The sequence below is a fragment of the Lachnospiraceae bacterium oral taxon 500 genome, assembly GCA_002999035.1.
GTDB lineage: Bacteria > Bacillota > Clostridia > Lachnospirales > Vallitaleaceae > W11650.
This window is the reverse complement of the sequence record CP027241.1, coordinates 1,640,238-1,653,081: the sequence shown is the minus strand read 5'-3', so window position 1 is coordinate 1,653,081 and position 12,844 is coordinate 1,640,238. Positions and strand designations below refer to the sequence as shown.

Here is a 12,844-nt window from a genome sequence, read left to right as displayed (position 1 = left end):
AACTTTGTTATATTATAACACTTGTTATATTTCATTTCAAGTAAAAATAATTATTTTTTCATTTTCTAAAAGAATAACAATAAATGTGACAACACCTCTTTTTCCATGTTATAATAAATCATTGAATCTAATTTATGCTTAACGCTGTTCTTATACTATTAGTATAAGAGCAAGCACAGTAAGTGTACGGACACTTACGGAAAATTGATGAAGCAGCCCTTCGGGATCTGCTTCTTTTTTTATCAATTTTTAGCTTGTTAGGGAGAACCCTAATACCCCGAAAATCATACAAAGGAGGAAATATCTATGGCAAACAGAATACGAAATGAACGACTTGAAATTAAGTTGACCAAAGAAGAAAAAGCTCTTTTTGAGGAGAAAAGGAAACTTGCAAAGTGTAGAAATATGAGCCACTTTATCCGCAAATGCGTTTTGGAAAAGGAAATTTATCAGGTAGATTTAGAGCCTTTTAGGGATTTACAAGGCTTACTTTCCAACGCAACAAACAACATCAATCAGATTGCAAAGCGTGTAAATTCGACCGGTGTTATCTACAAAGAGGACATAGGCGATATGAAACAAGAGATTGAACATTTTTCAAAAGAACTGTGGCAAATTCATTCCTTGCTTCTAAACAGGACTTCCGGAGGTGATTAAAATTTATGGCGATTACAAAAATACATCCTATAAAATCAACCCTTCATCTTGCTATTGACTATATTGTTAATGGAGATAAAACAGATGAACAGCTTTTAGTCAGTACGCATAAATGCCATCAGTCAACTGCTCATACTCAGTTTTTAAGGACAAGAGGGGAGGCGGGAACTAAGGGAACTGTCCTTGCAAGACATCTGATTCAATCTTTTTTACCGGGAGAAACAACGCCTGAAATGGCACATCGAATCGGTCTTGAATTATGTAAAAAGATACTCAAAGATGAGTATGAGTTTGTGTTATCGACGCACATAGATAAAGGGCATATCCATAATCATATCATCTTCAATAATGTAAATATGGTTACCGGTAAATGCTATCAGTCGAACAAGAAAAGCTATCATAAGATCCGTTACCAGAGTGATAAGCTATGCAAAGAAAACAACCTCTCCGTCATTGATGAACACTACGAAAGCTTTAAGAAAAAATATAGGACGAACGGTAAGTCTTGGTATGAAAATGAGCAAGCAAAGAAAGGTACTTCTTGGAAAAGCAGGTTACAATTTGATATTGATCGCATGATAAAACAGTCTAAGGATTGGGACGAATTTCTAAAGAAAATGGCTGAGCTTGGCTATGAAATAAAGCATGGCAAGCACATCGCTTTTAAGCCGAAAGATAAACCGAGATTTACAAGAGCTAAGACGATTGGTGAAGATTATACTGAAGAACGATTAAAAGAACGCATAGCAGAAAGGGAAATGATTAAGACTCCTCCTGTTAAAAAACGCATCGGAAATATCATTGATATGAATACCAATGCTAAAGTCAAAGAGAGTAAAGGCTATGAATACTGGGCAACGAAACATAATCTTAATACGATGGCGGAATCCGTTATCTTTATCAGAGAACATGGGATTAAATCCGTTCAGCAGCTTGACGAATACATTCAAAAAACCGCTGATGAAAGACAACATCTGCAAGATAAAATCAAATCCATTGATAAGGAAATGGAACAGTTATCCGCTACGATGGAGCAAGTCCATACCGTTAAAAAATATCGAGGATACTACAAAGAATATCGTTCTAATCCATCTGATAAGGCATTCTTTGAAGAATACAAAACTCAGATTACCCTCTATGAAAATGCTCTTTCTGAACTTAAAAAGTCTTATTCCAAACTTCCAAATTCAAAAGATATTTTAGAAAGACTTGATAATCTGCAAGAAAAAAAGAATACCCTGATGAAAGAGTATTCTTCCTCAAAATCCACAATGGACGAACTTTACAAGATACGCAAAAACTATGGAATTTACATGGGTAAGGAGATGGAGAGATAATCTTTATCTCCTTTTTTGAGCAACAAAAAAGAGCCGGTGCAATCCGAAGACCGCACCGACCATAAATTTATCTCTCTGCTTCTTTTGACGATTCCTGCTTTACTTTAGGCTTTTCCTTATCTTCCACCTGATATTTCTTGATAGCTCCAAGGACGGATTCTTTCTTTTCCTCCTGTCCTTTCATCTGTTCTTTTGCCTTTAACAGTTTTGAAGAAAGTATCCTGATGTTAGTATGTTCCTTGCCGTTATCATCAACGGAAGTTCTGATTTGTCCAAAGAGTTTCACAAAATCTCCCTGTTTAAAGTCCTTTGGAATATCACTCTTTTCTCCATAAGCGGAGCAATTATGATAGACCTTGTTTCCTGCATCATCTTTGGACACAACAGAGAAATTTGCCACCTTAAAGGCTTCTCCGTTCTTATTTTCTCTTTCGATTACATCGACCTCTCCTACAACATTTCCGACGATATTTACAAGGTCATCTTTCTCCTGCTGAACATAGGGCAGGTCTTTTATCTGTCCCTGTTCTCTTAAATCTTCAATCATATAGTCGAAATCTTCATGAAGCAGATTGATGGTATCATTTGCCATATAAGCATCATAAAGCTTATCCAAGGCACTCTCATCATTGATGCCTTTTTCCATGCTGATAACCGCCTTCACAAAATCTTTGTGGTTATCCTTTGCCATATCTTCAATCCTATCCCTTATTGTTTTGTAATCCATGTTTTTATCTCCTTTCATGGTAAAAGGGAGCTGTTCGCTCCCTTATCTTGCATATTCCTGTTCTTTTGTAGTTTGTTTTTCTTCCGTTTTGCTTTCACTTTGATAAGCTCTTATCTGTCCTAAAATAGAAGGCTTGTCATCTGTTCTTTGAGCAGTTTCTTCTTTTGTATGAAGATTATCTTCCACATCATAGGTTGATTCAAAGTAATCACTGTCCCTGAAATCATTGTCATATCTGTCGATGATACCGTCATTATCGAGGTCTTTTGCAAGCGGATCGTAGAAGTTCCCCTCATCATCAATATCAAGTCCCGTTGCTGCTCTTAAATCTTCGGAATCCACATAGATCAAATCTTCAAAAGAGGATAGCTCAATCTCATTTTTCATGTTCTTTAGAGCTTCATTTTCTCCCTTGTTTTCATAGTCGAAGCTCTCTGTTTTGATTGGAGTATCATCAATATACTGTGTCCATGTTTTAGCTTCTAAATTCAGTTCGTACTGAATCCCATGCCTTTCATCCGGTGTATCGGTATAGGCAATCCCGATATGCTTTAAGTCAGGGTATAACTTGTCAAACTCATCATAGCTGTGGTTTTCTTCATACTCTCTGTTGCAGAAGTCAATAATCGCTCTTTTTACATCTTCCACAAGAGGATTGTCATTTCTCTTTTCTTCCACTTCTCCCATATCAAGCAGTTTATTCAGTTCCGCAAGTCTTAATACCTTAGTTTTCAGCTCATCAGCCTTTTCAAACGGCTTTTTAAGTTCTTCTTTAGCATTTTCCAGCTGTTCTTTGGTGCTGATGAGTTTTTCTTCAAGTCTATTTAATTTCTCAGGCATTTTCTCAAGAGCATTATCCAATCTTATGATATTTCCGTCTGCACTTGTGCCAAGCTCTCCTGAATGCTTTGCAGCACCGTTTAAGCTGAAGTTATGCTCATTGGTAAAGAAGTTGTAACTGACCTCTAAATCCATATTTCGATACTGACCGATGACTTTGCTTTCATTGAGTTTTACTTTAGAAATGGCTTCAAGGAGCTTTTCTCCTGCTAATTTCTTATCAGTAATCTTTTCTCCCAAAATGGTAATGGAAGTAAATTTATTTTCGCCTTCTCCTTGCGGCTCTACATCAGCTATATCTTTCTTTACAGCTTCAATCAGCTTTTCCGTTCTTGTGATTTCTTCCGGATAATTTTTAGCAACCTTGTCCTCTAATCTATAACGATTGGACTTGAAGTTTGCTTCCAGCATTTTAAGTTTCGTAACCTCATTGTCCAAATCCATCTTTTCCTTAATCTTCGGATCACCTGTGGCAAGTGCTTTAATCTCTGCATAATTAAGGGAACTTTCGTCCACATCTTCTGCCACTCTGACAGGTGTTTTACTTGTCATAATCTGAGAAATGAACTTCTGCTTATTCTCTATGGTCTGCCACAAATAGGCATCAAAGGTATTTTCCGTTACATAACGATAGATATTCACTTCCTTATTTTCATTTCCCTGACGAACAATTCTACCCGCACGCTGCTCTAAATCCGCTGGACGCCAAGGGACATCTAAATCATGAAGTGCAATCAGCTTGTTTTGAACATTTGTACCGGCTCCCATTTTCTGTGTTGAACCGAGTAATATCCTCACATCTCCTTTTCGCACCTTTGCAAAGAGTTCATCTTTTTGTTTATCTGAATTAGCTTCATGGATAAAGGCGATTTCTTCTTTCGGTATGCCCATAGCTACAAGTTTTTCTCGAATATCATCATAGATATTAAACTCTCCATCGCCTTTCGGTGTGGACATATCGGAAAATAGAAGCTGTGTTGACCTATCATCTTTTGTCTTATCCCAAATACTAAAGACATTTTTCACGCAAACATTCACCTTGCTGTCAGGATTATCAGGAAGTAGGGGATTGATTAAACGCTGATCTAAGGCAAGCTTTTTACCATCGTTGGTAATTTTAAGCATATTATCAACATCAGGCTCAACAACCTTATTTCTTACATCATCTGCCCTTTCAGAAAGGCTCTTTAGAATTTCCTTTTGTTCCTCAGACGGCTCAGTCTTAATAACTTCATAATTAGCTTCAGGTGTAGGAAGATTAAGCATATCTGCGGTCTGAATGTCAGCCACTTCCTTAAACATACTCATCAGCTCAGGCAGATTGTAGAACTTGGAAAATCTTGTTTTCACTCTGTATCCTGTTCCTTCAGGAGCAAGTTCAAAGGCGGACTGAGTTTCTCCAAAGGTACTTGCCCAAGCATCAAAATGCTCCAAGTGATTTTTCTTTAGGTTTTCATACTGAAGATAACGCTGCATAGTATAAAGCTCTGTCATGGAATTTGATACAGGAGTCCCTGTGGCAAAGACAATACCTTTCCCGTTTGTCATCTCATCCATGTATCTGCATTTCATAAACATATCGGAGGACTTAAAGGCTTCCGATTGCCCGATTCCTGCAACATTACGCATTTTTGTATGAAGATACAAATTCTTAAATCCATGTGCTTCGTCCACAAAAAGCTTATCTACACCAAGTTCCTCGAAAGTAATGACATCGTCTTTCTTAAAATCATCGTTTAGTTTCTCAAGCCTTGCTTCCAGTTTTTTCTTGGTCTTTTCAAGTTGCTTAACCGTAAAATTTTGGTTTCTGTCGTGCTTATATTCCTCAATATAGTTCAAAATTTCATCAATCTGATCCTGAATATGCTTCTCTTGGTATTCTTTTGACATCGAGATTTTTTCAAATTGCGTATGACCGATTACAACCGCATCATATTCGCCTGTTGCAATTTTGCCGATAAATCTTTTTCTGTTTTTCGGCTCAAAGTCTTTTTTATCCGCCACCATAATGTTAGCTGACGGATAAAGCTGCATAAACTCTCTGCCAATCTGTCCTGTTAGGTGATTCGGTACAACAAAGAGAGATTTACTGCACATTCCAAGCCTTTTACTTTCCATTGCGGAAGCGACCATCTCAAAGGTCTTTCCGCTTCCCACCACATGGGCAAGCAAGGTATTTCCTCCATACAAACTTCGTGCAATGGCATTTCTTTGGTGTGGTCTGAGTTTGATTTCCGTATTCATTCCTTCAAAAGAGAGATTACTTCCGTCATATTCACGATTTCGGATAGAGTTAAAACGCTCATTATACAGTTTTACGAGTCTGTTTCTTCTTTCCTGATCGCTAAATATCCAGTTCTTAAATTCTTCTTTTAGAAGCTCCTGCTTTTGTCCTGCAAGGAGAGTTTCCTTTTTATTTAGTACAGAACTTTTCGAGCCATCCAGATTTTCAATCTGGTCAAATACTTTCGTTTCTTTAAGGTTTAAGGCATCTTCAATCAGCTTATATCCGTTTACCCTTGATGTTCCATAGGTCATTTCTGCAAGATCGTTACCCTTATCTCTGCTCTTTCCTTCAATATTCCATTCACTTGTAAGATTTGAAAATTTAACCTTAATATCCCATTTGGCATAACCCGGAGTTTTCAGTGTTTCAAAGATAAATTTTTCAATATCCTTCATCGGTATCCAAGTAGCACCAAGACGAACACTAATCTCACTTGCTTCAAGCTCTTTCGGTAATACTTTGGTAAGTTCAGCTTTTTGATATTCCAAACGGTTCATCTCATAGCTTATCAGCTCTTTTTCTTTGCCATCTTCCGCATAGCCAAGATGAGGTAGTTCCCGTTCCGTCTGTCTTAACTTTGCAAGATAACTGTCTACGATGGTAATCTTTTCTCTGATATTTCCGGATAGGTATTCGTCCTTTGTAACATAGCCATACTTATATGAATTGCTGCCATTTGCACAGGCGAAAGGTAAATCCCCATCTTCCAAGTTAAAGGATATCGGTCTGTAAAAGTTTTGCTCCTCTCTGATATTTAGATAGATTTCTCCTCGAAGCTCCTCAATCAAAGTAGGTCGCTCTTTTCCTGTCAAGCTTTCCATATAGTCAAAGTCCACATAACCTTTTTCAGACATAGATAAGACAAGGGCTTCAAGGGAAGTATCTACATGTTCGATTGTCTTTGCCTTTGTTATTGTTCTTTTTGAAAAAATATCTCCCTTTGCCTTAAAGTTTTCTTCTTCATCAAGGATTTCAATGGAGGAAACAAGCGGGAAGTTACTGTCCTCTTTCAAGGCTCTGGTATTGGAAAGGTTATTTACAAAGCCATGTTTCTTTGAAAAACCGTCATAGACTTCATTGAGCTTTTCCTGAGCTTTTTTCACTTCGTCATCGGAATAGTCCTCTTTCTGCTTGTAGATAACATCTTTAAGGGCAGTATTCAGTTCAAGATAGTCCTTAATCTTTTCCTTATTTTTGTCGATTATCTCTTTCTTTACAAAAAGGGAATTTTCTCTGTAATACACTTCGTCATCAATGATAGTATATGAAAAATTTTTGACATCATCTGTGGCAGGGATAGATGTGATTTCATCATCAAGCAGCTCTATTTCTTCATAATTAGCATCTTTAGAAATTTCTTCGCTTGCTTTTGTAAGAAGTTCCTTTATGTCTGTATTTTCTTTTGGCAAACAAGCAAGGGTATTTCCAAATCTGCCTGATACTTCACGCATTGTGCCGAGTACCTGTTCAGGATGATCTACAAAGTATTTGTTATATGTCAGACCATTTTCATCTTCAGATAGATGTATCCAGTCCTCCTCACGCTCTCTGATACTGTCCCTTTTCTTTAGGAAGATAATATCCGAGGTTACTTCTGTTCCGGCAACACCCTTAAAAGTATCGTTCGGAAGTCTGATTGCTCCTAAAAACCCCGCTCTTGCTGCAAGGTATCGTCTAACACTTTCGTCCTTTTTATCCATCGTACCTGAAGATGTGATAAAGGCGATAACACCGCCATTTCTTACCTTATCAATGGATTTTGCAAAGAAATAATCGTGGATAAGAAAGTTATTTTTGTTGTACTCTCTGTCATTGAGCCTGTATTCTCCGAACGGCACGTTTCCAATCACCGCATCAAAGAAGTTATTGGAAAAGGAAGTTTCCTCAAATCCTTTAATCTGTATATCACTTTCCGGATAAAGGAGTTTTCCAATGCGACCGCTTATACTGTCAATCTCCACGCCATAAAACTTTGACTCACTCATTTCATCAGGAAGATTGCCGATAAAGTTTCCGATGCCCATTGACGGCTCTAAGATATTACCACTCTTAAAACCCATTCCTGAGAGGGTAGAGTAGATACTGTCAATGACTGTTTTAGGCGTATAAAAAGCTGTTAAGGTTGATTCCTTAGCAGCTTCGTATTCTGATGGCGATAGATTTTCTTTTAAGAATGCTCTTGCTTCTTTCCATTGACCACCTCTGTCTTCATCAAATACTTCAGATAATCCGCCCCAACCGACATATTTTACCAAGACTTCCTGAGCTGTATTGTCAAGCTCTCTTTGTCCACTCTCCACTCGTTTAAGCATGGAGATTGCTTCAAGGTTTTGGTTTAACCTTTCACTTGGCGTTATTTTTTCAGGGAGGATTTCTTCGGTAATCTTAAAGTTATGAGCTTCTATTTTAGGTTTTTCTGCCTTTTCATCAATATCTTGAATCGTATCTTTAGCTTTCGTGTATGTCAGATTTTCAAATATTCGATCAAGATCGCTTTCTAAACGATAGGGAATGACATCGGAGCCTGTTATCATGCCTCCAAGATATTCGGTATTATCCTTAACCGTTACCGTCTTTAAGTTGTTTCCCATATTGTCAAAGCGTGTGATAGTACAGTCCTTATCCTTGTATTTCACTTCATCGCCAACTAAAAAGCTCGGTCTTTCAAGGCTTATCTTTCTTAACAGATCCTCATTATCCATAAACGGTACGATTGCAATTTGCCTATTCCCATCTCTTGCCGGATAAAGCCATACCTCCGGTTTTCCATTTACCTTATTTTTTTCAATATCCCTTGCGATATATGCTTCATGGTCAAAATATACGGTATCACCTTGTTTCACTGCAAATTGTTCTGCAAGACTTTCTTCTTTTTCATTCAGCTCTACTTCTTCTTTTTGCTGAATGTAGTCAAATAGGGTAGATTGAACAGGACTTTTTTCATCAAGTAAATTATCTTTGTTGTTTGTATTCTCTGTACTAACCCCTGACAACCTGCTCCTATCGTTGATAATACCCTCGGCTTCTTCTAAGGAAATTCCCATTTTATCACTAAGATAAAAAATTTCCTGTTCCTTATGATTATCTTTTGAGGAAAGCTGTCCGTTAAATACTCGGTCTATTTCTTCCTCGCTCATCTGTTTTACAAGCTCGGTATCTTTGATTTCTCGAAAAGTCTTTGGAAAATCTTCCAAGATAAGCCTCTCAGCATTAAGTTCCTTTAATTCTTCAAGGTTAAAATATCCCCATTCAGGTTCAATCCCTAAAACAAGACCAAAAGCATCACCGCTTTCTCTGTCGTACTCTGTCATATACCAAGTCCAGTTAGAACGGAAAGGAATGATATATGCTGCATGAACTTCCTTATCCGCTAACTCCACATCTTCCTGTGCATAAAGCTCCGGTACTCTTTTCAGCATTTCCTCAGTCATCAGGTTTTCGGGATTATCTTTCGAGTAATAGCTTGGTTTCTGATCTTCCGCTTTCTTTTCCTCTACCGTCTTTTCTTCAAGATAAAGATTTTTAGAAAGCAGCTCATCAATATGCTTTGCCACGCTTGACCAAGTAAGAAACACATCTTTACAATTATCCTTTTCCAGTTTTATTCCTTTGGCATCGTGCCATTCTCCACTACCTGTCAAGCCTGATACCGCATGGCTTCTTCCTCCTGTTCCATACTCATCTTTTAAAAAGTTGGCTTTTTCCTGTAAAGTGTGATTTTCTTTGAAAAACTTTGTAATTCGCTCTTTTCCTCTATCAATTCCGCTTCCCCTTGAAAGGGTAGCAAGGACTTCATCTTCCGTAATAAAGGCATTCACTATCGGAAGTTCAATAAGATTAGAAGTATATTCTTTTCTTGGCAGTGCAAGCTCCTGTAACTTCTGATAAAGGCTGTCCACCTTATGATAGTGAAACCTTAGTATATCTCTGTTTTCTTTGTATCCTGCTAAAAATCTATCATATTCTTTGATTGTTTCCTTTAGGTATTCAGGATTTTTCAGTGCCTCGGATAATCGTTTTGTTTCATCCGGAAAGCCACCTCCCTTTTCGAGAAATTCAAAAAAGCCTTGTTCTTTTCCTTCCTCACTCAAATCGTGAATGAGATACCATAGGGACTCTGAAATCCGATCTCTTTCATAGTCTAAGGCTTCTTTCAGCTCCACATTTGTGGCAAACTCTCCGCTATTAAGAAGTTCATTTATCCTACTTGCAGCATCACTCCAACTTAAAACCTGCGTATGATCCTCTCTTGCCGATGTTCCGGAAGCAAAATGAATCCCCTTATCCGAATACCACGCTGAGATTTCATTTCCGTCAATGATATAGCCGTTTCCCCCTTGAAAAGTGTTTTTAAGGTATTCTCCTAATTCTTCATTGCTTTTTCCTTTAGAAAACTCGGCGATAACAGGAAGTCTGCCGCCATCATGATTTCCTCCGTTGATCAAGAACACATCTTTTTCCTTTTGACTAAGAGGAATAGTCAGGATCAGTTGTCCATAAGCATTTTCAGGCAAAGAAAAAGAAGCCTCGTCCGCTTCTCTTATCTCTGATTCGGTATTTTCTTTTAGATTTCCACGATTTCCTTGATGGTCATTTCCTTCAGGGCTGAAATCATCGCTCCATACTGAGGACTTTCCTCGCTCTCTATTTTCCAAGCTTCCATCAGTTTCGGCTTCTCTGTTCTCATAAATGCTATCGCCTGTTTCTGAATGTCCATCAGGTGTTCTGTCAGCTTCTTCTCCTTGTATAGATCCACTAACATCTCGAAGCGGCTCTGTTCCTCGCTCTGTGAAAGATAATCCAGCCTCATCACTGCGTAGGTCGGATTGGGATATTTCTCGATGAATTCCGTCTGTTCCTCCAAACTGTTCAGTGTATTCTCCCTGATTTTGCCTGCTATCTCGTCCGTACTCTCCATTTCGGAGAACTCGCTCTGTTTCACTAATTCTTTCCTGATCATCTCGTCGAAGTACATGGTTATCTCCTTTCTCAATTTCTTCTCTAATCTTATTATATCCTGCTTCTCTGCTTCTTAAAACTCCTTTTTGAAGCTCTATCTCTTTGCTCTTTTGAATGGTTGTATCTATAATATTTCCGCTAATATCCGATACGGTTTCACCAAGACTCATAATGGATATGCTGTCCAGTCTTTTGAAATTTTCTCTTAACAGCTCCTTATCCATCGGATAATCCATCTTAAATCTTGAAGCTACCGCATAGCTGATGGAATCCCTTACAAATTTGACAAAGGATATGCTGTCCTCATCGGCGATTCTAAGCTCATTCATCAGGCTGTCTATCTTTTCATCACCGTAAATTCTGCTTAAAGAAAAGATATTTTCAAGGTTACTTTCGCTTTCTTCATAGCCTTCACTTGCTATCATTTCCTTTAAGACATCTTGATGAGCTTCTTTATCAAATTTCCAAAGATTGACCTCATTAACATCTCTGTTCCTTGAAACGGTTTGACTTACATCAAAAATGTAGTCAACCTTTTTGTATGTGCCGTAGTCCTCTAAAATCGGAATCCCTTTTTGTCCTCGCATAACAGTTCGGTGAAAGCGTTCACGCCAATAATCGAACTTGGCACAAGCCACTGCTTCCGGATTTTTATCATAGATACTTAACTGACTTCTAAAATCATATCGTTGATTGTTTCCGACAACCTTTAGGAGCTTTAAATATTCCGCTTCACTTTGCAAAATATCCTGTTTTACAAGCTCCAAAATGTTATGAAAATCATTGATTCGCATTTTTACCTCCTTCTTCTAATTCCCCCGATTTCGAGGGATTTAAACTAAATTATTTTATCCACCTAAGCTCTGTTATTCCTGTATAGCCCACCTCCCATACAAACCATGCAAAAGCGATCGCACTGCTTTTATACTTCTCAAATTCAGCATTCTTAGCACAATTAAGCCTTTTGGAAAATACATATACTCTTTCAGGCGGATATTTTTTAAACATCTCATATCTTTTTTGTCCTTCCAAAAATGCCAAACGAAAAAGCATCGCTATTTTTGTTCCTGATTTAGATATTTCAAGAGCGTGTTTTATAAACTTGTCAGCACAAAAATAGGGCGGATTAGTTACTATGTCTAAGGTATTTTCTTTAACTGTGAAAAAATCTACTTCTCTTTCTTCTCCATAACCTCTGTAACAAATATCTGTCGCTTTCACTTTATATCCATATTCTTTAAGCACCTTACCAATATGTCCTTGTCCGCACGCAGGCTCATAGACTGTTGTTCTGAATTTTTCTCTATTTAAAAGTTCTTCTATGGCTCTTTTATCAGTTGCATAAAAATCTAAAATCTCTCTATTTTCATCAAGTTTCATTAAAGTATCAAACATAGGCTAAACCTCTTTATACTTAGCTATAGTATTTTTTATTTCCGCCTCTATACCCTCTAAAAACTCTTTTTTGGAAGATTTGCCCTGTGCTATATCAGACAACTCCATTTCCCACTGTGCCGTCATTTCTGCTGATTTAAAGTTATCTGCAACAATCTCAATCAGACTTTTTCCTTTCAGTGTTGCAATCAAATTTTTCTTATCCCTTTCAATAAAGCCTTTGTAGATCAAGTTCTCTATGATTCCGGCACGAGTTGCAGGAGTTCCCAGTCCTTTTCGTTCGACTTCCACATTCTTGTCTAAACTGTCATTTCCGGCTATCTCCATCGCCTTTAAAAGTGTGTCCTCTGATAGCTTTTGTCAAGGGTATTTAAGAAATTTCTTCGCCTTTTTTATAACTCATATATTCACATTCTTTTTGAATAAGCCTATTTATTTTATCTGTAATTGTTTCATTACTTGTTTCGCTGAAATGTACTGTAACTTTATAATTTGTTTTTCCAATCTTTTTATGGAATGTATTTTCAGCTTTGCTTTTCACATCTGTCATTTGCATTGCTCCTTTCCTTGCAATAAAAAAAAGCGATTAGACTTTTATTTTTCTAATCACTCTAAATATTTTTATTTGATTAAGGGATAAAT

Annotated in this window: 6 protein-coding genes and 1 pseudogene; 2 read left to right on the top strand and 5 right to left on the bottom strand. The window is 37.5% G+C overall.

Annotated elements, in window-relative coordinates; all coding sequences use genetic code 11:
* Positions 1-306: 306 nt before the first annotated feature.
* A complete protein-coding gene (locus C3V36_07635; GenBank protein ID AVM69121.1) occupies positions 307-657 on the top strand; it encodes a plasmid mobilization relaxosome protein MobC in 351 nt (116 codons plus the stop codon).
* Positions 658-662: 5 nt separating this feature from the next.
* Positions 663-1,994: an endonuclease gene (locus C3V36_07630; GenBank protein AVM69120.1), complete on the top strand. Its 1,332-nt coding sequence runs from the start codon at positions 663-665 to the stop codon at positions 1,992-1,994.
* A 67-nt stretch (positions 1,995-2,061) separates the two neighbouring features.
* Here C3V36_07630 and C3V36_07625 read toward each other — a convergent pair whose 3' ends face one another.
* The 5 genes and pseudogenes from C3V36_07625 to C3V36_07605 form a co-directional block, all read right to left on the bottom strand.
* A complete protein-coding gene (locus C3V36_07625) occupies positions 2,062-2,721 on the bottom strand; it encodes a DNA-binding protein (GenBank protein AVM69119.1) in 660 nt (219 codons plus the stop codon).
* Positions 2,722-2,763: 42 nt separating this feature from the next.
* Positions 2,764-11,601, bottom strand: a complete 8,838-nt coding sequence (locus tag C3V36_07620) for a helicase (protein AVM69118.1) — start codon at positions 11,599-11,601, stop codon at positions 2,764-2,766.
* Positions 11,602-11,650: 49 nt separating this feature from the next.
* Positions 11,651-12,202 carry a conjugal transfer protein gene (locus C3V36_07615; protein AVM69117.1) on the bottom strand — a complete coding sequence of 184 codons (552 nt, stop codon included), beginning with the start codon at positions 12,200-12,202 and terminating at the stop codon, positions 11,651-11,653.
* 3 nt (positions 12,203-12,205) lie between these two features.
* Positions 12,206-12,553 (bottom strand): annotated as a pseudogene (locus C3V36_07610) (DNA topoisomerase III).
* A gap of 19 nt (positions 12,554-12,572) precedes the next feature.
* The gene (locus C3V36_07605; protein AVM69116.1) at positions 12,573-12,758 is read right to left on the bottom strand and encodes a hypothetical protein; all 186 of its coding nucleotides are present in this window, start codon (positions 12,756-12,758) and stop codon (positions 12,573-12,575) included.
* Positions 12,759-12,844 lie beyond the last annotated feature (86 nt).

Coding starts and splice junctions, on each gene's coding strand:
- C3V36_07635 (AVM69121.1), top strand. CDS start 307: ATGGCAAACAGAATACGAAATGAACGACTTGAAATTAAGTTGACCAAA.
- C3V36_07630 (AVM69120.1), top strand. CDS start 663: ATGGCGATTACAAAAATACATCCTATAAAATCAACCCTTCATCTTGCT.
- C3V36_07625 (AVM69119.1), bottom strand. CDS start 2,721: ATGGATTACAAAACAATAAGGGATAGGATTGAAGATATGGCAAAGGAT.
- C3V36_07620 (AVM69118.1), bottom strand. CDS start 11,601: ATGCGAATCAATGATTTTCATAACATTTTGGAGCTTGTAAAACAGGAT.
- C3V36_07615 (AVM69117.1), bottom strand. CDS start 12,202: ATGTTTGATACTTTAATGAAACTTGATGAAAATAGAGAGATTTTAGAT.
- C3V36_07605 (AVM69116.1), bottom strand. CDS start 12,758: ATGCAAATGACAGATGTGAAAAGCAAAGCTGAAAATACATTCCATAAA.